The following is a 22,761-nucleotide window of genomic DNA, read 5'->3' as shown; positions in this document are numbered from 1 at the left end:
AGCCGAGATCATGCTTCGACGATACGACCCGCGGACCGCCGGACAGGCCGCCCACGTGATAGGGATGTAATGATCTTGCGCGGGCAAGGGCCCGCAGCCGCTCCGTCGCAATTCAGGGCCCTACAGCCCGAAACCGTCGTCTGGTCTCCGGAACCGCTCCACACCCTTTGACCTTCCCCCTTGGTGAAGCCCCACAGTGCTAGCGGAACGAGGAACGACGGGAAACGACTGGTCACGAAGTACTGACACGGGGGTGCGCACGTGGATCTCGGCAGGGACATGCTGACGATCGGGGCCTTCGCGAGGGCGAGCCAGCTGTCGCCGAAGGCACTGCGGCTGTACGACGAGCTGGACCTGCTGCGCCCCGCCCGGGTCGACCCGGACACCGGATACCGCTACTACACCCTCGCCCAGTTGGAACGGGCGCGGCTGGTGGCGTGGCTGCGGCGGCTGGGGATGCCGCTGGCGGAGATCCGGCAGGTCTGCGCCCTCGGCCCCGCGTCCGCCGCCGGGGAGATCCGGGCCTTCTGGGCCCGGGTCGAGACGGAGACGGCGGTACGGCGTGACCTGGCCGCCTTCCTCGTGGACCACCTGACCGCGACAGCGGCATCGGGATCACCAGGACCGGGATCACCGGTCACGGACTCGACGAAGGAGACCGCCATGCTGGAACTGCGCTACTCCGCCCACTCGGACATCGGGCGGGTACGCCCCGCCAACCAGGACACCGCGTACGCGGGCCGCCGGCTGCTCGCCGTGGCCGACGGCTACGGCCCCGCCGGTGCGCCCGCCAGCAGCGCTGCCGTGGAGGCGCTGAAGTTCCTGGAGACCGAGGAGCCGCCGGCGGCGGGCGGCGTCCTCAACCTGCTGGAGGACGCCGTGGAGGAGGCGGGTCAGGCCGTCCGGGACGCGGCGGGCGGCTGGGAGGCGGGGACGACGCTGACCGCGCTGCTGCTCACGGGGTCGCGGCTGGCGCTGGTGCACATCGGCGACTCCCGGGCGTATCTGCTGCGCGACGGCGGCCTGTTCCGGATCAGCCACGACCACACCATCGTCCAGGCGATGATCGACGAGGGGCGGCTGACGCCGGAGGAGGCGAGCACCCATCCGCAGCGCGCGCTGCTACTGAAATCCCTGTCCGGCGGCACGCCCGGCACACCGGCCACGCCCGATCTGAAGCTGCACGACGCGCTGCCCGGTGACCGTTATCTGCTGTGCTCGGACGGCCTGTCGAGCGTCGTCGACGACGACCGCATTGCCCGTCTGCTGGCCACGAACGACGGCCCGGAGGACGCGGTGCGCACGCTGGTGGCGGAGGCGAACGGCGCGGGCGGCCCGGACAACGTGAGCTGTGTGGTGGCGGACGTGATGGAGCGGGCGGCGGCAGCCTGAGCCGTCCTCGGGGAACCACTCCCCCGGCCCCACCTGCACGCGACCGAACCGCGGCTTGTGTCGGGCCTGAGCACCGTCGTACGGGTGGGGCGGCTGGGGTAGGAAGGAGGCAGTCGTACCGCAAGCTCAGCTCCGTTGTCCTGCCCGACTCGAAGGAGTGCGCCGCGTGTCCTCCCTCTTCCCGGCCCTGGAGGGCCGCCCGGACCCGACCGTCCGCCGCCCCGTCGCGGCCGATCAGGTCGCCCTGAGCTTCGGCGCCCGGTCGCTGACATACGCCGAGCTCGCGGCCGCCGCGGGCGCGGTGGCCGAGCGGGTCACCGGGGCGGGGCGGGTGGCGGTGTGGGCGACGCCTTCGCTGGAGACGGCGGTGGGGGTGGTGGGCGTGCTGCTCGCCGGGGCGGCCGTGGTGCCGCTCAACCCGAAGTCGGGCGGCAAGGAACTGGCCCACATCGTGGCCGACAGCGCCCCGGCCCTGGTGCTGGCGGCGCCGGACGACGAACTCCCGGCTCTGGTGTGCGACTTGAAGCGCCTGGACATCGACGTGCGAGACGTGCGGGCCACCGGCACAGCCGCCCGAGCGGGGGAGAACGCGGACGAGGGCTCCCCGGCCCTGGTCGTCTACACCTCCGGCACCACCGGCCCGCCCAAGGGCGCCGTCATCCCGCGCGGGGCGTTGGCCTCGACGCTGGACGCGCTGGCCGACGCCTGGCAGTGGACCGAGGACGACGTCCTCGTGCACGGGCTGCCGCTGTTCCATGTGCACGGCCTGGTCCTGGGCGTGCTCGGCCCGCTGCGGCGCGGCGGTTCGCTACGCCACCTGGGCCGCTTCAGCACCGAGGGCGTGGCGCGGGAACTGAAGGACGGCGCGACCATGCTGTTCGGGGTGCCGACGATGTACCACCGCATCGCCGAGGCGCTGCCCTCCGACCCCGCGCTGGCCGAGGCGCTGGCCGGGGCCAGGCTGCTGGTGTCGGGGTCGGCGGCGCTGCCGGTGCACGACCACGAGCGGATCGCGGCGGCGACCGGGCGGCGGGTGATCGAGCGGTACGGCATGACCGAGACGCTGATGAACACCAGCGTGCGGGCGGACGGCGAGGCACGGGCCGGCACGGTCGGGGTGCCGCTGCCGGGAGTGGAGCTGCGGCTGGTGGAGGAGGACGGCTCGCCGGTGACGTCGTACGACGGTGAGACGGTGGGCGAGATCCAGGTGCGCGGCCCGAATCTGTTCACCGGGTATCTGAACCGCCCGGACGCCACGGCGGCGGCGTTCACGGCCGACGGCTGGTTCCGCACCGGCGACATGGCGGTACGGGACCCCGACGGCTATGTCCGCATCGTGGGCCGTAAGGCAACCGACCTGATCAAGAGCGGGGGTTACAAGATCGGGGCCGGGGAGATCGAGAACGCTCTGCTGGAGCACCCGGGGGTGAAGGAGGCGGCGGTGACCGGCGAACCGGACGCGGATCTGGGCGAGCGGATCGTGGCCTGGATCGTCCCGGCGGACCCGCAGTCACCGCCTCCCGCCGAGGAGTTGGCGTCCCATGTGGCGACCCGTCTGGCCCCGCACAAGCGCCCCCGGGAGGTCCGCTACCTCGATGTGCTGCCCCGCAACGACATGGGCAAGATCATGAAGCGGGCGCTGCCCGGTGGCTGACCGCCGAAGCGCCCGCGCCGTCCTCGCCCTCGTCACGGACCCCGGCACGTTCACCGAACTCCCGCACCCGGCACCGGAGTCGGTCCCGGACGGCCCGATCGCCTGGCCGGGCTACGACGCGGCGCGCGCCCGGGCGGCGGACCGCACCGCCGAGCAGGAGTCGGTGGTGACCTGCACGGCGAAGGTGATGGGCACTCAGGCGGTGCTGATCGCCTTCGAGTTCGGCTTCCTGGGCGGCTCGCTGGGCCGGGGCACCGGCGACCGTCTGGAGGCGGCGTACAGCCACGCCCGCGAGCAGCGGCTCCCAGTGGTGCCGCTCATCGCGACGGGTGGCAGCCGGATGCAGGAGGGCATGATCGCGCTGACCCAACTCCAGCGCGTGGCACGGCAGTCGGCGCTGACGCGGGAGGCGGGTCTGCCCCAGATCGCTGTCCTGCGCGACCCGACGACCGGCGGCGGCTGGGCCACCCTGGGCGCGGGCGCCGATGTGATCCTGGCCCTCCCAAAGGCCCAGGTGGGCTTCGCGGGCTCCCGGGTACGCCCGGCGGACGCGGACCCGGCGGCGTACACGGCGGAGGCGCAGCAGACGGCGGGCGCGGTGGACGCGGTGGTGGCGCCGCAGCACCTGCGCCACGAACTTGGCACCTGGCTGGCCCTGTTGACCCCCCGCCCGCACGGCAGCACCCCACCCCCCGTGCCACCGGCCCAGGGCACCCCCGCCCTCCCCGCCACGGGCTGGGAAGCGGTCCGCCGGGCCCGCTCCCCCGAGCATCCGCGCGCCCGGTCCTACCTGGACGCCTACTTCACCGACCGCCGCCCCCTGAGCGGCGACCGCTTCGGCGGCACGGACGACGGGATGCTCTGCGGCTTCGGCAGGCACCAGGGCCGTACGATCGCCTACGCCGCCCAGTGCGGCACGGCGACCCGGCCCGCCGGTTACCGCAGCGCCGCCCGGCTGATCCGGCTGGCGGACCGGCTCGGCATCCCGGTGCTGACGCTGGTGGACACCCCGGGCGCGGCGAACGACGCCGAGGCGGAGCGGCAGGGCGCGGGTGCCGCCATCGCCGACCTGTTCGCGGCGGTGGCCGCGGCCCGCACACCGATCACCACGCTCCTGATCGGGGAAGGCGGCTCGGGCGGCGCCCTGGCCCTGGCGTCCCCGGGCAACATGTGGGCCACCCCGGACAGCTACTTCAGCGTCATAGCCCCGGAACTGGCGGCAGCCATCCTCAAGCGCCCCCCGACACCGGCGGAAACCGAAAGAACGGCCGACCAGCTCCACCTCCGCCCCCAGGACCTGCTGGTCCTGGGCCTCATCAGAGGCATCGCGCCCCCGGCTCCGTCCCGGCCCGGCTCGACGCCACCGGAGTGACCGAACCGGAGCCACAGCGCACGGCACAACCGCAGAACGGCGGCCTCCGCGTATCCCCAGAACGGGCCTTGCGCACAACCCGTACCGGTGACCTCCGCACAACCCCAGAACGGCCCCCTCCCCAAGAAATCCCCCTTCCGGCCGCACCCCGCCCGGCCCCCCACAACAGGCGCAGCACTCCCTCCCACCGCAGGATGCAACAGAGGACCGGCCACCGGCCGGCCCCGCGCCCCGCGCGCGCACGCACCCACGTACTGGCTCGCCTGCTCGCTCGCACTCGGGAGGACCGTCATGACCACCACGACCGCCAGTCTGGAGCAGCTGCGCCGCTGCCACTTCGCCGTCGATCTGGGCGCGGCGCGGACGCGGGTGTGGGTGAAGGGTGCCGGGCTGGTGGTGGACCAGCCGTCGGCCGCGGCCGTGAACACCCGCAGCGGGGCGCTGATCGCGGTGGGTGATTTCGCGGAGCGGATGACGGGCCGTACGCCGGACTACATCCGTGTGGTGCGCCCGGTCTCCGGCGGCACGGTGGTGGACATCGAGATGGCGCAGCGGATGCTGCGTCATCTGATCGGCGACAAGGTGCGCCGCGCGCTGCGCCGCAAGCCGAGGCTGCGCGCGGCGGCCTGCACACCGCACGACGCGGATCCGCTGGCGCAGCGGGCGGCGATCGAGACGCTGGTGGGTCTCGGCGCGCGCCGGGTCGAGCTGGTCGACACGCTGATCGCGGCGGCGGTGGGGTGCGGGCTGCCGGTCGAGCAGCCGGAAGCCACCATGATCCTGGTCTGCGGGGCGGCGACGACCCAGGTGGCCGTGCTGTCGCTGGGCTCGATCGTGACGGCGGCGCGGGTCCCGGTGGGCGGTGAGGCGGTGGACCACGCGATCGTGCAGCTCCTGCGCCACCGGCACGAGCTGATGCTGCCGAGCCAGTCGGTACGGCCGCTTCAGCTCGCCTTGTCGGGCAACGGGCTGAGCCCGCAGGGCCCGGCGTCGACGGAGATCCACGGCAGGGACGTCGCGACGGGACTGGCCCGGTCGGTCCAGGTCGACACCGCCGCGGTGCGGGACGCCATCCAGACCCCGCTGACGGCGGTCCTGGACGGTATCGGCAGGGTGCTGCGCGAGTGCCCGCCCGACCTGGTCGCGGATCTGGGCGACCGGGGGATCATGATGGTCGGCGGCTCGGCCCTGCTCCCCGGCTTCGACCAGATGCTCCGTCAGGCGACCGGCATGCCGGTGCACATCGCCGATCGCCCGGACATCTGCGCAGCCCGCGGCCTGGGCGCCATGCTGGAGGGCAGGATCAAGCCCCTGACCCTCAACCCGCTGGCTCCCTGACCCGCTGACCCTGGCCCCTGCCCCCGGGCCCACGCCTGATCCGGTACCGCCCCGCACGCCCCACACACCCCGCTGCCGTCTTCCTCATCCTCTTCCTCCTCTTCCTCCTCTTCCTCCCCTTTCACCTTCTCACCGATGCGTTGCCCGCTCCCGGCCATGGCATTCCCCGGTCGCGCGCCCTGGCAGACCTCGGTCCACGTCCGCCCTTGGGCCCGCCCCCGGGCCGACGTCCGGCGAGGCGCCGCGAAAGGCGGAGGAGTACCATCCCCCGCATGATTCCGGGCCGCAGCCGTGAGCATGTCAGTGCCACCGCCACGGCGGCACCGGCCCGTGCCCACACCCCGGTCCGCCGGGACCCGGCCGCGACCGTCGCGCCCGCCGCGCCCGTCACGCCCGCCCTCGCACGGCGAACGGCGTCCGACACCCGCACCAGCACCCGGTGTCCGCGGCGCCCGGAACCCGTCGTATCGCCAGGTCCCGCACCCGTGCCTCCGGGCCATGTGAAGGCTTACGACTTATGGAAAAATCGCACCAGGCAGCCCCAAGGGAGACTCTCGTGAGCAGCAGCTCCACCGACCAGGCCGACTACTCGGGCCTTCCGCTCGACCGCACGGGCCAGGCCGAGGCCTTCGACGCCATCGGCAACCGCTACGACGAGGCCTTTCCGCACAAGGAGGGCCAGGTCGCGGCTGTCGAGTGGCTGGTCGGGGAGCTGTCCGACGGGGCCCGGGTGCTGGATCTGGGATGCGGCACCGGACTGCCCACCGCACGCCAGCTGGCCGACGGCGGGCTCGACGTCGTAGGCGTCGACCTGTCCGGCGGGATGGTGGACCTCGCGCGCAAGCAGGTGCCCGAGGCGACATTCCACCAGCTCGACATCGCCGATCTGCGGGTGTCCGGCCCCGTCGACCTCGGCCGGTTCGACGCCGTGGCGGCCTTCTTCTCCCTGCTGATGCTGCCCCGCGCCGAAATCCCCCTGGCCCTGGGGACCGTCCACCACCTCCTGAGGCCCGGCGGCCTGTTCGTGCTGTCGATGGTGGAGGCGGACGTGGACAACTTCGCGATCCCGTTCATCGGCAGCACCGTCCGGGTCTCCGGCTATCTCCGGGACGACCTGCGCGCCGTCGTACGCGGCGCCGGTTTCGAGATCGTCGACGAGACCTCCTACACCTACGCACCGGCGACCGCGGACGTCCAGCCCGAAGAGCAGATCTTCCTGCGCTGCCGGCGTCTCGACTGATCGCGCCAGCCCGCCGACGGGACATCCACGGAAGCACTTTCTCGTGACCAAGCATCTCGGAGCCGACGGCCCTGGCGGCCGCACCACCGCCAGGGCCGCCCGGCGCACCGGTACACCACGGCGGCCGCGTCTGCGGGACAGGGCCGCGGCCCCCGCCGACCAGTTGCGGTTCCTCGACGACGCCACCCGGCGCATCGCCGGCGGCATGGACGTCGACGAGACGCTGCTGGAGCTGCGCCGGGCCGCCGTTCCCGCATTCGCCGACCGGGTGCATGTCCTGCTGCGCGAGCCGCTGGCCGTAGCGGACGACGCGCCCGCCGTCCCGGCCACCCTCCTGCGCCAGGGGAACGGGGACCACCCGTCGGCGCCGCCCGGCGTGATCCACCCCGACGGCGACGGCAGACTCGCCGAACTCCTCCTCGCCGGTCGCCCCGTGTTCGCCAACGCCCCCGGGAACGCCGTCGCGGCGGCGGAACTGTTCGACTCCCCCGACGCCGACGACCCCCCTGCGCTCCCGCCCGGCCGCCGCCTCCTCATCGCGCCGCTGCACGGCCGTTCCCATGTCCTCGGCACCCTCGTCCTCGCCCGCGACCCCTCCCGGCCGCCCTTCACCGGCGAGGATCTGCTCGCGGCGTCCCTGCTCGCCACCCACACCGCGATCGGCGTCGACAAGGCCGTGTTCTACGGCCGTGAGGCCTCCGTCACCGACGCGCTCCAGCGCACGATGCTGCCGCCGTCCCTCCCGGAGCCGACCGGGATCCGGCTGGCCAGCCGGTATCTGCCCGCGTCGAAGACCGCCCGGGTCGGCGGCGACTGGTACGACGCGATCCCGCTGCCCGGCAACCGCGTCGCCCTGGTCATCGGCGATGTGATGGGCCACTCGGTGACCTCCGCCGCGATCATGGGGCAGCTGCGGACGATCGTGCAGACCCTCGCCGGTCTCGACCTGCCCCCCGACGAGGTCCTGCACCATCTCGACGAGCAGGCCCAACGGCTCGGCGGCCAGCACATCGCGACCTGCCTCTACGGCGTCTACGACCCCGCGCTGCGCCGTCTGGTGCTGGCCAACGCGGGTCATCCGCCGCCGCTGCTGCTGCACCCGGACGGCCGGGGCGAGATCCTTCTGGTGCCGCCCGGGCCGCCGATCGGCGTCGGCGGCGGCGCCTTCGAGACCACCGACCTGTCCGCGCCCAGCGGGGCGACCCTGGTGCTCTACACCGACGGCCTCGTCGAGTCGCGCGACTCCGACCTGCTGACCGGCGTGGAGGAACTCCTCGGCCGGCTGCGCGCCACCACCGACGGCACGACGCTGCCGCCGCTGGAGGCGCTGTGCGACGAGGCGCTCGGCCCGCTCGGCAAGGCGGACCGCGACGACGACGTCGCCCTGCTCGCCGCGCGCTTCATGGGCGTCGCTCCGGAGACCGTCGTCTACTGGTACCTCGCGCCCCATCCCCAGACCGCGGGCCAGGCCCGCCGTCTCGCCCGCCGCACCCTGTACCGCTGGGGGCTGGAGGATCTGCTGGAGACGACAGAGCTGCTGGTCAGCGAGGTCGTCGCGAACGCCGTGCGCTACGCCAACCGTCCCATAACGCTACGGCTGCTGCGCACCGACGTCCTGCGCGTCGAGGTCGGCGACGACTCCCCGCTGGTCCCCCGGATGCGGCACGCCCTGCTCAGCGACGAGGGCGGCCGGGGACTGTTCCTGGTCGACCAGCTCGCCGACCGCTGGGGGGCGAACCGGCTGAGCACGGGGAAGCTGGTGTGGTTCGAGCAGTCGCTGTCCGGAGAGGCCGGTGAGACCGGGGATGCCGGGGATGCCGAGGCACGGCCCACTTCCCTCTGGGCCGCGCCCGTCATGCCTGTCCCTGGTAAAGCCAAGTGGCTAGGTACTAAGCCAACCGACAGACCCCCACCGTCCGCTTCGCCATCCGGCTGAGCGCTGCCGAGCTCAAGGGGCCACACCGTTCCCGGCGTAGAGGAAGCCGCCAGGCCGGGCCGGGTTGGCGGTCAGCAGGACCTGGTCGCCGGCGCGGGGGATGCGCAGCTTGACCGGCTCCCGGCCGACGAAGCACGCTCCCTCCATGCCACCCCCGAGCCGACCGACCGGCGAACGCCGACCGCGCGCAAACCCGCGCGGCGCCGGGCGGGGCATGCTCCTGGTCCAGTTGCACGGAGTCGATGCCGGGCAGCCCTGGGCGCCGGTCGCGGCCCGCCGGATGCTCGGCCGGGCCGCGACCACGTGCCGGACTGGTGAAACCCCATGCCTGCCGGCACACTTCCACCTCCGCGGTTCTCGACGCGGCCGACGTACGCATCGATCCTGCTCCGCCGTAACCACAACCGCCGCCGGGTCTGACGACAACCCGGCCGATGCTGATCGCCGTCCGCCCCGGCGTGCTCACGGTGCTGGGCGCGCTGGCCGTGTACCCGCTCAACCAGGAACGCAGCGACAATGCCGTGGTCGTCTGTCTGCAAGACGTACCCACCGTGGTGCCGCTTGTCGGCGTCCTGCTCGTGTTCGGCACGTTCGGGCCTCAGCACACGGCGTTCGGCCTCCACGTCCACACTGTTGGCGGCAACGCAGAAGCTGCCCGCCGGGCGGGCGTCAACGTCGCGTTCATAAGGATCGCCGCATTCGTCATCTGCTCGGCCATGGTGGCGGTCTGCTGCGTCATCGCGGCTTCCCGGGGCAGCTCCGTCGACCCCGACACCGGCGGCAGCAACGTCCTGCTGCTCACCATCGGCAGCGCCGTGATCGACGGCACGAGCCTCTTCGGCGGGCGAGGTCAGGTCATTGACGCCGTCCTCGCGGAAAGGTGGTGGCCGTGATCCAGAACGGCATGGGTCTCATGGGATACAGCTCCGGTGTCAAGTACACTGTCACGGGTTGGGCCCCCCTGGTGGCCGCGGGCGTGGACTCGCTGTCCCAACGCCGAGCCGTACAACGATGAGCGTTCCGTGTTCACGCGATGATGGGGTTCCTGTGCGATGAAAGCCGGTCCTTCCCAGGAGGAGATGCGACGGCACAACCTCAGCGCCCTTCTGCGTCACGTGCATAGAGAAGGACCCGTCTCCCGGGCCGTCCTCGCCGACCGCATGGGGGTCAACCGCAGCACTATCCTGGGCCTGGTCACGGATCTGACCGCGGCTGGGCTGGTCCGGGAGGTGCTTCCCCGCGACACCGGCCGGGCGGGCCGGCCCTCACTGGTCGTACAGCCCGAATCGTCGCAGGTGTACGTACTCGCGTACGACGTCGGAGTCGACCGCCTCGCCGCCGCCCGCATCGGACTTGGCGGCATCTTTCTCGACCGCCGTGAAAGCGCCTGGCCCCTGGACGAGCCGAACGATCCCGGAAAGGTCGCCGATGCTCTCACGGGGTTCGCCCGGCAGATGCTGGCGACCGCCGAGCCCGGCAGCCGGTGTGTCGGCGTCGGCGTCGCGGTACGGGGAATCGTCCGTCAGCCCGATGGCCTGGTGCGGCGCGCGCCGAACATGGGCTGGGCCGATCAGGACGTCCGCTCGGAACTCGCCCGCCGACTCGACCTCGGCGTCCCCGTCGAGGTCGACAACGAAGCAAACCTCGGCGCCCTTGCCGAACATCTTCGGGGCGCCGGAGCCGACAGCGACAACGTCGTCTACCTCCACGGGGACATCGGCATCGGCGGCGGCCTCATCACTGACGGCCGCCTGCTGCGAGGCACGGAAGGGTACGGCGGCGAGGTCGGCCACATGATCGTCAACCCGAAAGACGGCAGCCTCTGCGGATGCGGCGCCCGCGGCTGTCTGGAAGCCGAGGCCGGTGAACGAGCGTTGCTCGCCGCTGCCGGCCGTGACCCGCAGGCAACCGGCCAGGAGGTGGTGCAGGCCGTCGTGACCGCCGCCGACCGAGGAGACATCGTCGCACGCGCCGCACTGCAACAAGTCGGCGACTGGCTCGGCATCGGCGTCGCCAACCTGGTCAACATCTTCAACCCCAGCGTCGTCATCTTCGGAGGCATGCTTCACGAGGTGTTCCTCGGCGCGGGCGCACAGATCCACAGCCGCGTCAACGCCAGCACGCTCGCCGCCTCCCGTGAGAACGTCCGTCTACGCGCCAGCGCGCTTGGCAATGACGCTGTCCTCGTGGGCGCCGCCGAACTGGGCTTCTCCACGTTGCTGGCCGATCCCTTGGCGATCCCGGCCGACGCTTCCGAAGAACAACCGGCCCCGTTGCCCAGATGACGCCGATTCACGGCGACCTGCCGCGATGATCGCCGCTCGTCCCGGGCCCGGATCACCGAACCGCCCATAGTGAACGTGGCCCTTACCATTCGCAGCGTCACCACCGGCAGGCTCGTGCCACCGCAGCGACACCCGAACACCTTTGTTTTGTCCACCAAGAAGACTCTGCTGTGCAATTCCGGGGTCAAGCCGTAAGCCGGTCGTCGTGTTCAAGGCGGCTGCTGCGGGTGTGGTGTTGGTCGTGTCGGGTCCAGTACGCCTCGAGTCGGATCACGTTGAGCGCGGTGGCGGAGAAGGCTGCTGGAGGCGGACTTTCGGCAGTCGCCTCCAGCGGGCCCGGAGCATGCCGGTGACGTCCAGGGCCTGGTCGATGGTGCCCTCGACTCCCGCACGCAGGGCGTACTTGGCCTTCCAGTTCTCGGCCTTCTGCTCGGCGCGGCCCGGACGAGGGCCTCGTGCGGGCCCCGGGACCGCAGGGTGAGCATGTGCCGGCCCAGCGCGGAACTGCTGCACTGTTCCTGGAAGGGACGGGGGTGGCAGGTTGGATGCTGAAGGTGATGACGATCGCGTCCGCGCCATGCTGCTTCACCGGGTTCCAGTGCGCGCTGCTCTTCCCGGCGGGACAGCGGACGTGGCTTTCCGGTCGAAGGCGTTCGGCCGCACCTCGATGAGACCTTCGACGCCGACGTCATGTGCCGCTTCCTGGACCGGCTCGCAGGCCATTTCGGCCGCACGGTGCACCTTGTCCTGGACGGGCACTCCGCACATCGCTCGCGCAAGGTTCGTGCCTGGCTCGCCGATCATCCCGTTGGCGTAGTTGCTCCAGCCGAACATCGTGCCCGCTATTGCCGTTATGGACCCGTGACTAGCCCGTGATGGCGTTACCGGCACAGACACAATATGTTCGGGGCTGCAACAATCAGCTCCCCGGCGAGCCAGGGGCTTGACGGGTCGACCCTGCGGTCCACATCTGTGCCCAACCGCTAGAAAGGACACATCGAGGTGTCCAAGAAGCTCAGCATCTTCGCGACTGTGACCGTCGTCACGACACTCGCCATGGCGTCGACGGGCTGCAGCAGCACCCGTTCCTCTGACAGTGGCGATTCCAAGGGTCCCGCCCTCATCGGCATCGCGATGCCGACCCGCAGCCTGGAGCGCTGGAACAATGACGGCGCTCACCTCACCAAGCTGCTGAAGGAGGCGGGTTACAAGACCTCTCTGCAGTATGCGGACAACAAGGTCGACCAGCAGATCACGCAGCTGCAGAACATGATCAACCAGAACCCGAAGGTTCTGGTCGTCGCGTCGATCGACGGTACCGCCCTCGGCCCGGTCCTGGAGAAGGCCGCCCAGCAGAAGATCAAGGTCATTGCCTACGACCGGCTGATCAACTCGACGAAGAACGTCGACTACTACGCGACGTTCGACAACTACCAGGTCGGCAAGTTGCAGGGCCAGTTCATCGTCAAGCAGCTGGGCCTCGACAAGGGCAAGGGCCCGTTCAACCTGGAGCCGTTCGCAGGGTCGTCCGACGACAACAACGCGAAGTACTTCTTCTCCGGCGCCTGGGACGTGCTCTCGCCGTACGTCAAGAGCGGCAAGCTGGTCATCCGGTCCGGCAAGAAGCTCTCCAGCAACGACGATTGGAAGAACGTCAGCATCGACGGCTGGAGCTCGCAGAAGGCCCAGTCCGAAATGGACAACCGGCTCAACTCCTTCTACACCGGCGGCAAGAAGGTCGACGTCGTCCTGTCGCCCAACGACTCGCTGGCGCTGGGCATCGAGCAGTCACTCGCCTCCCAGGGTTACAAGGTCGGCAAGGACTGGCCTGTGATCACCGGGCAGGACGCTGACCTGGCCAACACCAAGAACATGCTGGCCGGCAAGCAGTCCATGACGGTCTGGAAGGACACCCGCACGCTTGGCGACTCGGTCGCCAAGATGGTCGACCAGCTCGTCAAGGGACAGAAGGTCGACGTCAACGACACCAAGACCTACAACAACGGTGTCAAGGTCGTCCCGTCCTACCTGCTCCCGCCCATGGTCGTGACGAAGAGTGACGTCCAGTCGAAGCTGGTCAAGTCTGGGTTCTACACCGCCGACGCACTCGGCCTGTAGCGGATAACCGCCCCTACCGGGGCTCGGTCGGGTTCATGCCCTCGGGCGCGGACCCGGCCGTGTCCCAGGCCCCGAACCCGACCAGCAAGCGAGTCGTCATGCCGATCGACACGACCCCGATCCTCGAAATGCGAGAGATCACCAAGACCTTCCCCGGCGTCAAGGCGCTGCAGGACGTCACGATGTCAGTGAAACGAGGGGAGGTCCATGCCATCTGCGGAGAGAACGGCGCGGGCAAGTCCACCCTGATGAAGGTGCTCAGCGGGGTGTACCCGTACGGGACCTACGAGGGCGACATCGTCTTCGAGGGCCGGCCCTGCCGCTTCAAGAGCATCCGTGACTCGGAAGAGCGCGGAATTGTCATCATCCATCAGGAACTCGCCCTGAGCCCGTATCTGTCGATCGCCGAGAACATCTTCCTCGGCAATGAGCGGGCCAACCGAGGCGTCATCAGCTGGACCAGGACCAACCAGGAGGCGGCTCGGCTCCTGGCCCGGGTGGGCCTCGACGAGCTGCCCGACACGAAGATCCTGGACATCGGCGTCGGCAAGCAGCAACTCGTCGAGATCGCGAAGGCGTTGTCCAAGGAGGTGCGGCTGCTGATCCTCGACGAGCCGACCGCCGCGCTCAACGACGAGGACAGCGCCCATCTCCTTGAACTGATCCGCCAGCTCAAGGGTCAGGGGATCACGTCCATCATCATCTCGCACAAGCTCAACGAGATCGCCGCGATCGCCGACACAACGACGATCATCCGCGACGGCAAGAGCATCGACACCCTGGACATGCACGGCACCGAACCGGTCACCGAGGATCTCATCATCCGCGGAATGGTCGGCCGTGACCTGGCCCATCGATTCCCCGAGCACACCGCGAACATCGGCGATGAGGTGCTGCGCATCGAGGACTGGACGGTCCGCCACCCCATCGACCACAACCGGGTCGTCGTCGACAATGCCACCCTCAACGTCCGCAGCGGTGAGATTGTCGGCATCGCGGGACTCATGGGTGCCGGGCGCACCGAGCTGGCGATGAGCGTGTTCGGGCGCAGCTACGGCAGCGGCATCTCCGGTCGGCTCCTGCTGCATGGTGAGGAAGTCAGCATCCGGACCGTCGACTCGGCCATCGCACACGGCATCGCGTACGCCACCGAGGACCGCAAGCACTACGGCCTGAACGCCATCGAGGACATCAAGCGCAACACCTCCGCTGCGAAGCTGCAGAACGTCTCCCGCCTCGGCGTCGTGGATTCCGCGAAAGAGATCAATCTGGCGGAGCATTACCGCAAGGAGATGAACACCAAGGCCGAGAGCGTGGACGTCCGTGTCGGGACGCTGTCCGGCGGCAACCAGCAAAAGGTCGTCCTCAGCAAATGGCTGTTCGCCGAGCCTGAGGTCCTCATCCTCGATGAGCCGACGCGCGGTATCGACGTCGGCGCCAAGTTCGAGATCTACGAAATCATCAATGCCCTGGCCGACGCAGGCAAGGCGGTCATCGTGATCTCCTCCGAACTACCGGAGCTCCTGGGCATCTGCGACCGGATCTACGCCATGAGCCAGGGGCGGATCACGGGTGAGGTTTCCCGCGCAGAGGCCACCCAGGAGGGACTGATGCGTTACATGACCATGGAGAAGAGCGGAGCATCACGGTGAGCACGTCCACCACGCTGGAGCAGCCCCAAGAGGAGCAGCCCGGCGGCAAGAACAGCAAGCCAGGAGCGCTGACCGCGTACTTCGGCCAGAACCTGCAGCAGTACGGAATGATGGCGGCTCTGGGCGTGATCGTCATCTTGTTCCAGATCCTCACGGACGGTCGGCTTCTCTACCCGAACAATGTGGCATCCCTGATCCAGCAGAACGCCTATGTGCTGGTCCTCGCCATCGGCATGGTCATGGTCATCGTCGCCGGGCACATCGACCTGTCGGTCGGTTCGGTGGTGGCCTTCATCGGTGGACTGTGCGCGTTGATGATCACGGATATGAAGTTGCCGTGGTTCCTGGCCGTCGTGGTCTCGATCGCGATCGGCGGGCTCGTCGGCTGCTGGCAAGGCTTCTGGATCGCCTACGTCGGCATCCCCGCATTCATCGTCACCCTGGGCGGCATGCTTCTCTTCCGCGGCCTGGCCATCGTCCTGGTCGGCACGACGGTTGCGGGGCTGCCCGAGGGGTTCAACGCGATCAGCAACAACTCCCTGCCGAACGCACTGGGCTTCCTCGGCGTGCTGGACGGCCTGACGCTGCTCATCGGCATCGTCGCCATCGCCGGCCTGGCCCTCAGCCAGTTCAGCACTCGCCGGGCACTCGTGCGCAGCGGGCTTCGGGTCGATCCGTTCGTCGCCTTCATCGGCAAGATGGTGCTGTCGGCAGTGCTGATCGCCTACATCACCTACCTGCTGGCCAAGAGCGCCGGCGGCACCCCGATCGTGCTGATCATCGTCGGCGTGCTGGTGATCCTCTACACGTTCATCATGAACAACACCGTCTTCGGCCGGCACATCTACGCGATGGGCGGTAACCTCCCCGCCGCCATGCTGTCCGGCGTGAAGACCAAGCGCCTGAACTTCATGATTTTCGTGAACATGGGTCTGCTCTCCGGCGTCGCGGCCGTCATCACCACGTCCCGTGCCGGTGCTGCGGTGGCCGCCGCCGGGCAGAACTTCGAACTCGACGCGATTGCCGCAGCGTTCATCGGTGGTACGGCGGTCTCCGGCGGCATCGGCAAAGTGTCCGGCGCCATCATCGGTGCGTTCATCATGGGCGTCCTGAATATGGGCCTGTCCATCATGAACGTCGACCCGGCATGGCAGATGGCCGTCAAGGGCCTGGTGCTCATCGTGGCCGTCGCGTTCGACATCCTGAACAAGCGGCGCGCGAAGTAGTGACTCCACACCCCTCCGGTACGGAGCGTCCCGTGGTCCGCCAGCGGCGCTCCGTTCCGCATTTCTTGGCGGACAGGAAGGCAGAGCGCTGCCATTCGACCGGCCGGACTGGGCACCAGACGGGGTCGATGTCCTCCAGGTGCTCGCGCCGCTCGTCGGACAGTGCCCCAGCCGACGGCTTGATCGGCAGGCCCTCGGCCTGCCGCTGTTCGGTCTCCTGCGTCTTCCTGACTGCGGCCCGCGCGTTCTTCAGCCAGATGCCCACCCGGTAGCCCTGGTGGGTGGCGTGCAGCGGGGCCAGGAGGTGGCCCGCTTCGGATGCCCACCCGCTGCCGCTACCGAGGACAGGGAAAAGCCCACATCCAGCACGTCCTATTCGGCCATCGCCGTCAACATCGAGCGCCTCAGCGGACTGCCACCGGCCGAAGCCCCCCTCGCCCCGCCGGCCGACCGCCTTCCAGAACTACCTCGACCAGCGCGAGATACCCCGGCCGAAGTCCTGGCGGACCCTGGGCAGCTGACCTCGGCATCCCCAAGATCACCGACAGAGTCAAGCCAAGCGGCGCCAGCGAAGTCGACTCCGGTTCGGCAGCACCCCCAAGGGGCGCGGGGCTGTGATGATATGCGGCTCCGCCGCGTGGGCGCGACCAGCCACGACGGTGCCGCAGACGACAAACAACAGACGACAGAAGGCACATCGCGGCACTTCCAGCGGAGCGCTTACTTGCCGTTGTCGACAATCACCGGCGTGCCGTTGGAGTCCGTCCCGCACGGAACGGCGTACACCGGGTTGGCCTTGGCGGCCTCCTTGTATGCCTCCAGGCACTGGTTGTAGAGGACCTTGTCGCTGAGCGACCGCTCGATGATCTTGTTGGCCCGGGCGATGCCCTCGGCCTCGATGCGCTTGCGCTCCGCCTCCGCCTTGGCCGTACGGGACGCCTCGACGGCGCGCTCGGTGGCCTGCTCCTGCTGGATCTTCTTGTCGATCTGCTCCTGGAGCGTCTGCGACGGCTTCACATTGCGCAGATTGACGGCCGTGACGTCGATCCCGCGGGGCGCGAGGCGCGCCTTGATCAAGGTGTCGATCTGCGACTCGATCTCCTCACGCGCCGAGGCGTACCCCTGCTCGCTGGTGTGCTTGGCGAAGACGTTGCGGATGATCTCGCGGCTGTCCGGCAGCACCATACGGGCCTGGATGGCGCCCTCGCTGCCCGCGAGCCGGTACAGCGCGGTCGCCTTGCCCGGCACCACGGCCCACTTGATGGTGACGTCCACATACAGCACCCCGCCCTGCGAGGAACGGACCTCGACGACGTCCTTGTCGTAGAGGTTGAGGTCGACGGGCCGGGTGGAGAAGGAAGTGACGTCGGTGAACGGCGACTTGAAGTGGATGCCGGACCTCATGGGCGTCCCGATCTTCCCGAAGGTCACCGGCACCCCCACCTCGTAGGCGCTCACGACGTACACACAGGAGAACACCCCGGCAAGCAGCCCCGCGACAGCGCTGAGCACCGCCCCGAGCCGCCACCCCCCTTCGCTGCGCGAGCGTCCGACGAGGAAAAGCACAACCGCCGCTATGAGCAGCAGCACAGACATCACGAACATGGAAATCCCCCCTCTGGAAACGGAATCCACGCCCGCCCCGGGCGTGATCCGCAGCGCATGGTAACGACCCCCGGCCGCGCGGCATACAGCCGCCGCACGTCCCGGGAACGTCAGGCGAGAGTGCGTCTCCAGGGTGACCTCCGGATGAACTCCAGGGGGAGCGTCACGGCCGCGCCCGCAACAATCGGTCCACAGTCGCGTTCGTCGACGGTCTTCCACCGCCCGTCCGCGTTCCCTCCAGCCGGGCGCGGCCGGCCAGGCGACCGAGCCGGGTCGGACCGGGCTACACGCGTCCGTGACCGTTCGGCCGGTCCGGTGCGTAGAGTGCCTCGATGTCCGCGGCGAACTCGGCGGCCACATAGGCGCGGCGGACCTTCAGCGAGTGCGTCAGTTCCTCACCCACGACGAACCCCCGGCTCAGGATGCGGAATCTCCTGATGGCCTCGGCCCCGGACACCGTCCGGTTGACCTCGTCCAGCGCGGTCTGGATGGCGGACCTGAGGTCGGGGTCGTCACGGAGTTCCGCGGCACCGGCGGCATCCGGCCGGTCGTGTTCGAGCTTCCACCGGGTGAGGAACTCGGCGTCGAGCGTGATGAGCGCACCGACGTACGGCCGCCGGTCGCCGACGAGCACGCACTGGTCGATCAGCCAGTGAGCCCGGAGCCGGTCCTCCAGCGGAGCGGGGGCGACGTTCTTGCCGACGGCTGTGACGATGAGGTCCTTCTTGCGGCCGGTGATGGTCAGGTACCCGTCGTGCAATTCGCCCACGTCACCGGTGCGGAACCAGCCATCGGCGTCGAACGCATCGTCCGTCGCCTCTTTGTTGTGCAGATAACCGCCGAAGACGTTGGGGCCCTTCACCAGTACCTCGCCGCCGGGACCGATGCGTACGGCACAGCCTGGCAGCGGGCGGCCCACGCTGCCGACGCTCTGCGCGGCCGGCAGATTGAGCGTCACTCCGGAGGCGGTCTCGGTCAGCCCCCAGCCCTCCAGAACGTTGACTCCGGCGCCGCGCAGGAAGTGCCCGAGACCGGCTCCCAGCGGTGCGCCGCCGCTGCACGCGTAGTCGACCCGGCCGCCCAGCGCGGCCCGCAGCTTCCTGAACACCAGCCGGTCGAACAACCGCCTTCTGGCCCGCAGCCACAGGCCCGGCCCACCGTGGTCCAGCGCCTCGCTGTAGGCCACAGCCGTGGCTTCGGCGGCACGGAACAGTCTCGTGTGCCCGCCCTCCACAGCCGTGCGCTCGGCGGTGTTGCGCAACTTCTCGAACACCCGTGGAACGGCCAGCAGCAACGTGGGCCGGTAGGCGCGCAGTTCGGCGGTGATGTTCTTGAGGTCGCTGGTGTGCGCGATCTGCGCTCCGTTGTGCATGGCGGTGAGCGCGACGGCCCGCGCCAGGACGTGGGCCGGCGGCAGGAACACCAGGATCCTGGTGCGGTCGGTGACGACGTTCTCCCCGATCCCGTCGGCGAGGGCGACGTTGCGCACCACGGCGACCAGATTGCCATGGCTGATCAGACAGCCCCGGGGCCTGCCGGTCGTACCGGAGGAGTAGACGATGGTCGCCAGTGTGTCGGCGCCGGCCGCGCACCGCCGCCGCTCGACGAGTTCCGGGGACACCGACCGGCCCGCCTCGGTGAGTCGGCCGAGCCCGCCGTCCATCCGCCACACCTGGCCCACCGACGCCACCCCGGCCTCGGCGACGACGCGGGCCCGCTCCTCGTCCTCCACGAACGCGGCCGTGGCGCCGCTGTCACGGAGGATCCACTCGACCTGCGCCGGGGAGGAGGTCTCGTACACCGGCACGCTGACGGCCCCCGCGGTCCAGATCGCGAAGTCGCACAGCATCCACTCGTAGCGGGAGCCCGACATCAACGCGATCCGGTCGCCCAGCTCGATCCCGGCCGCGATCAGTCCCGCGGCCAGCGCCCGGACCTCGTCGGCGAACTCCCTGGAGGTGACGGCCTGCCAGATCCCGTCCTTTTTGCGGGCGAAGGCCTCATGATCGGGCCGGTGACGGGCGTTGTCGACGAAGTCGTCGGTCGCGTTCGCCTGAGGCGATGTCACGTACTTCGCCTGGGTGCGCCATGTCCCCGAGTCCGATGGCTCCTCCATACCCCCATGTTCCCGCGCCGACGCCCCACCCCAAGGGGCCCAACGGCACCGGCCGAGGACCCACCGGCCCACGCCGACCGGCAGCGCGACGCAGACGAGGGCAGAGAACGACAGAGAACGACAGAGAACGGCAGAGAAGGGACAGACAAGCCGCAGAGAAGCGGCAGAGAGGGCGCACCACAGTTCTTGCCAGGAAGCCCACACGCATCGCACAGCGCGATCACATCGGCGAGCACGAGGGTGCTGGACAAGGCCGTCGCAGGCGACCCGTGCACGGCCCCAGGCACTGACCCGCGCACTGCGAGCATCCACCGGAGGAATCGATGAACAGCCGACCGACCGCACACCGTCTGTCTACGTCCGTTCTCGCGGCCACCGCCCTTGTCGCCTCCCTCGTGCTGGTCGGCTGCGGCTCGGGCGAGAGCACCACCGCCTCGGCATCGGCCTCAGCCTCCGCGGGTGCCCAGGCGGGCGGCCCTGGAGGCACTCCGCCGTCCGGCGCACCAGGTGGACCGGGCGGCGGTCAGGGCGGGCCGGGTGCCTCGACGAAGCAGTACACGGCCACCGGAACGTACACGCTCAAGACCGGCACGGTGTCCAAGTCCGGGGCGTCGTACACCTCCTCCACCAAGGACCGGTCCGCGGTCCTGGTCACCAAGACCGGCAAGCTGACACTGAAAGACGCGAAGGTGACCAGCTCGGGCACCACGTCGTCGTCGGACGAGAGCAGCTTCTACGGCCTGAACGCGGGCGTACTGGCCGAGAGCGGTGGCGACATCACCCTTTCCGGCGGCACCGTGAGCACCACCGGAAAGGGCGCCAACGGCGTCTTCGCGTACGGTTCCGGCTCCTCCGTGACGCTCACGGGCACGAAGATCAACGCCACCGGCCGGTACGCGCACGCCGTGATGGCCTCCGGCGGCGGCAAGCTGACGTTGAAGAACGTCACGGCCGACACCACGGGCGCCAACTCGGCGACCGTCGCCACCGACCGCGGCAGTGGCACGGTCGACGTCACGGGCGGGACGTTCACCACGAGCGGGCAGGACGCTCCCGGTGTCTACTCCACCGGCAAGATCACGGTGACCAGGGCGACGGTCACCGCGACCGGCGCGGAGGGTGCGGTCGTCGAGGGCGCCAACTCGGTGGTCTTCAAGGACAGCACGGTCACCGGCGGCAAGAACGGCGTCATGCTGCACCAGAGCGGTTCCGGCGACGCCCTCGTCGGCACCGCCGCGTTCACCCTGGACGGCGGCTCCCTCACCGCGAAGGGCGGCGACCTGTTCTATGTGACGAACACGAACGCCACCATCACCCTCAAGGGCGGGGCCGAGGTCAAGGAGAGCAACGGCAAGCTCCTCGACGTGACCACCAAGAGCAAGGCGACGCTCACCGCGTACGGGGAGAAACTCACCGGCAGCGTGCTGACGGACAGCACCAGTTCCGCCACGGTGACGCTGAAGCAGGGCAGCACTCTCAAGGGCGCGATCGACAAGGCGGCGCTCACCCTCGACTCCAGCAGCACCTGGACGGTCACCGCCGACTCGACCCTGACCGGCCTGACCGGCGCGGAGATCTCCGGCACGAAGATCACCAACATCACCGGCAACGGCCACACCGTCCGCTACGACAAGTCGCTCGCCGCCAACAAGTCCCTCGGCGGCAAGACGTACACGCTGGCGGGCGGGGGCAAGCTGGTCGCCCAGTGACGGCGGGCGTCAGCCTCGAAGGGGGCTGACGAGCCGGCCGTCCCTGTCGTCCGCACCCTCCACGGCCCACCGGGGGGCTGCGCGGGGCCACAGGATCAGGGCGAACAGCACCAGCAGCGGGCCGGTGCCGGGGTCGGTGGCGTGACCGGTGAGAAGGCCGCCGAGATCCTGGGCGAGCAGGCCGGTGGCGGTCGCCAGGACGATGCCCGCCGACAGCGCCAGGCGTCGTGTGCGGGAGGACAGGACGCCCACGCCGATGGCCACCTGGAGCAGTCCGAGGACGACGACAAAGGTCATGCCCCACCCGCCGACCAGCCCGCCGACCGTGTGATTGACGGCGGCGACCGGGGCCGGTTCGTCCTGGCCGGCGTTGGTCAGCTGGGCGCCGGGGACATGGGCGGCGGGCTCCAGCGCCAGGGCCGCGGTACCGGTCCACAAAACCACCCACACCCACCGCGCCACCGCCCCACCGAGGACCCCGCCATCCGCGATGCTCGGCCCGGCCCGGTCGAGGCGCGGCCACAGCGCCACGGCGATCACCGCGTAGAGCAGAGCCGCGCCCGGGGCACCGGTCAGCAGACCGACGCCGCTCATGAAAAGGCCGCCGAAGCCTTCACCGACGGTCCACACCGCCAGCGCCCACAGGACCGAGAGTGCCAGGGCCGGGCGGGCGGTGCGCCGCCACAGCAGTCCCACGCCGAGCGCCACCTGCATCGCGGCGAACAGCGCGTTCCACACCGCGGGGTGAGCGGCGAGCATGCTGGTCAGGTCGTACTCCACCGTCGCCACCGGCCCGGGCAGGCCCATGTTCGCCATGCCCAGCGTGTCCACGAAGAAGCCCCGGGTGAACATCGACGGCTGGAACTGCAGCACCCCGTCCACCAGCCACAACACCCCCAGCACGATCTCCGCGCCGCGCCGTGTCACCCGCAGCCCACCGCTCGTAGGCCTGAGGGACAAGTCCTGGATCTGCCGGTGGTCGACGGTCATGAGCCAACACCTCCGCTCGCTGGTGCCACTCCTTGATACGAGCGGGAGGCGTCGGACATTCACCCATGGCCGACGGGCCCTGCCAGGCGCCGGGGGCTTCGAGCGCCGGCGCCTGTCGAGATGTCCCT

The 22,761-nt window shown here is 69.9% G+C and carries 17 protein-coding genes; 12 read left to right on the top strand and 5 right to left on the bottom strand.

From position 1 onward, the window contains the following. Window positions 1-279 precede the first annotated feature (279 nt). The 6 genes from ACSYGN_RS28520 (at window position 280) to ACSYGN_RS28495 (ending at window position 8,932) form a co-directional block, all read left to right on the top strand. Window positions 280-1,392, top strand: a complete 1,113-nt coding sequence (locus tag ACSYGN_RS28520; protein WP_460403795.1) for a MerR family transcriptional regulator — start codon at window positions 280-282, stop codon at window positions 1,390-1,392. Between the two features lie 166 nt (window positions 1,393-1,558). After that, window positions 1,559-3,046 (top strand): acyl-CoA synthetase, encoded by a 1,488-nt coding sequence (locus ACSYGN_RS28515; RefSeq protein ID WP_460400526.1) that lies wholly within the window; start codon window positions 1,559-1,561, stop codon window positions 3,044-3,046. Then, window positions 3,039-4,418 (top strand): carboxyl transferase domain-containing protein, encoded by a 1,380-nt coding sequence (locus tag ACSYGN_RS28510; protein ID WP_460400524.1) that lies wholly within the window; start codon window positions 3,039-3,041, stop codon window positions 4,416-4,418. Before ACSYGN_RS28515 ends, ACSYGN_RS28510 begins: the two co-directional genes overlap by 8 nt. Window positions 4,419-4,709: 291 nt before the next feature. Further along, window positions 4,710-5,756 (top strand): rod shape-determining protein, encoded by a 1,047-nt coding sequence (locus tag ACSYGN_RS28505; RefSeq protein WP_460400522.1) that lies wholly within the window; start codon window positions 4,710-4,712, stop codon window positions 5,754-5,756. Window positions 5,757-6,312: 556 nt separating this feature from the next. Then, window positions 6,313-6,996: a class I SAM-dependent DNA methyltransferase gene (locus tag ACSYGN_RS28500; protein ID WP_460400520.1), complete on the top strand. Its 684-nt coding sequence runs from the start codon at window positions 6,313-6,315 to the stop codon at window positions 6,994-6,996. A 43-nt stretch (window positions 6,997-7,039) separates the two neighbouring features. Next, window positions 7,040-8,932: an ATP-binding SpoIIE family protein phosphatase gene (locus tag ACSYGN_RS28495; protein ID WP_460400518.1), complete on the top strand. Its 1,893-nt coding sequence runs from the start codon at window positions 7,040-7,042 to the stop codon at window positions 8,930-8,932. Between the two features lie 12 nt (window positions 8,933-8,944). Here ACSYGN_RS28495 and ACSYGN_RS28490 read toward each other — a convergent pair whose 3' ends face one another. Beyond that, complete coding sequence (locus ACSYGN_RS28490; RefSeq protein WP_460400516.1) at window positions 8,945-9,079, bottom strand: hypothetical protein; 135 nt, start codon at window positions 9,077-9,079, stop codon at window positions 8,945-8,947. 287 nt (window positions 9,080-9,366) lie between these two features. Here ACSYGN_RS28490 and ACSYGN_RS28485 point away from each other — a divergent pair, with 287 nt between their 5' ends. The 5 genes from ACSYGN_RS28485 (at window position 9,367) to mmsB (ending at window position 16,213) form a co-directional block, all read left to right on the top strand. Next, window positions 9,367-9,825, top strand: a complete 459-nt coding sequence (locus ACSYGN_RS28485) for an ABC transporter permease (RefSeq protein WP_460400515.1) — start codon at window positions 9,367-9,369, stop codon at window positions 9,823-9,825. Window positions 9,826-10,011: 186 nt separating this feature from the next. Next, window positions 10,012-11,217, top strand: coding sequence for an ROK family transcriptional regulator (locus ACSYGN_RS28480; protein WP_460400513.1), 1,206 nt, complete (start codon window positions 10,012-10,014; stop codon window positions 11,215-11,217). A gap of 1,002 nt (window positions 11,218-12,219) precedes the next feature. Beyond that, a complete protein-coding gene (gene chvE / locus ACSYGN_RS28475) occupies window positions 12,220-13,335 on the top strand; it encodes a multiple monosaccharide ABC transporter substrate-binding protein (RefSeq protein ID WP_460400511.1) in 1,116 nt (371 codons plus the stop codon). 98 nt (window positions 13,336-13,433) lie between these two features. Beyond that, window positions 13,434-14,987 (top strand): multiple monosaccharide ABC transporter ATP-binding protein, encoded by a 1,554-nt coding sequence (mmsA, locus tag ACSYGN_RS28470; RefSeq protein ID WP_460403793.1) that lies wholly within the window; start codon window positions 13,434-13,436, stop codon window positions 14,985-14,987. Beyond that, complete coding sequence (mmsB, locus tag ACSYGN_RS28465; RefSeq protein ID WP_460400509.1) at window positions 14,984-16,213, top strand: multiple monosaccharide ABC transporter permease; 1,230 nt, start codon at window positions 14,984-14,986, stop codon at window positions 16,211-16,213. The genes mmsA and mmsB overlap by 4 nt, the downstream gene beginning before the upstream one ends. Here the strand turns inward: mmsB and ACSYGN_RS28460 are convergent. The 3 genes from ACSYGN_RS28460 to ACSYGN_RS28450 form a co-directional block, all read right to left on the bottom strand. Continuing rightward, the gene (locus ACSYGN_RS28460; RefSeq protein WP_460403791.1) at window positions 16,164-16,589 is read right to left on the bottom strand and encodes a helicase associated domain-containing protein; all 426 of its coding nucleotides are present in this window, start codon (window positions 16,587-16,589) and stop codon (window positions 16,164-16,166) included. The genes mmsB and ACSYGN_RS28460 overlap by 50 nt on opposite strands. Window positions 16,590-16,933: 344 nt before the next feature. Further along, window positions 16,934-17,818: a prohibitin family protein gene (locus ACSYGN_RS28455; RefSeq protein WP_460400507.1), complete on the bottom strand. Its 885-nt coding sequence runs from the start codon at window positions 17,816-17,818 to the stop codon at window positions 16,934-16,936. Window positions 17,819-18,101: 283 nt separating this feature from the next. Continuing rightward, window positions 18,102-19,934 carry an AMP-dependent synthetase/ligase gene (locus ACSYGN_RS28450; RefSeq protein ID WP_460400505.1) on the bottom strand — a complete coding sequence of 611 codons (1,833 nt, stop codon included), beginning with the start codon at window positions 19,932-19,934 and terminating at the stop codon, window positions 18,102-18,104. Between the two features lie 323 nt (window positions 19,935-20,257). Between ACSYGN_RS28450 and ACSYGN_RS28445 the strand changes: the two genes are divergently transcribed. Continuing rightward, window positions 20,258-21,643 carry a right-handed parallel beta-helix repeat-containing protein gene (locus tag ACSYGN_RS28445; RefSeq protein WP_460400503.1) on the top strand — a complete coding sequence of 462 codons (1,386 nt, stop codon included), beginning with the start codon at window positions 20,258-20,260 and terminating at the stop codon, window positions 21,641-21,643. Window positions 21,644-21,652: 9 nt separating this feature from the next. Here ACSYGN_RS28445 and ACSYGN_RS28440 read toward each other — a convergent pair whose 3' ends face one another. Next, complete coding sequence (locus ACSYGN_RS28440) at window positions 21,653-22,633, bottom strand: hypothetical protein (protein WP_460400501.1); 981 nt, start codon at window positions 22,631-22,633, stop codon at window positions 21,653-21,655. Window positions 22,634-22,761 lie beyond the last annotated feature (128 nt).

The sequence above is a fragment of the Streptomyces sp. YIM S03343 genome, assembly GCF_054729195.1.
The sequence above is the reverse complement of the archived record's forward strand: the minus strand, read 5'-3'. Positions and strand labels throughout refer to the sequence as shown.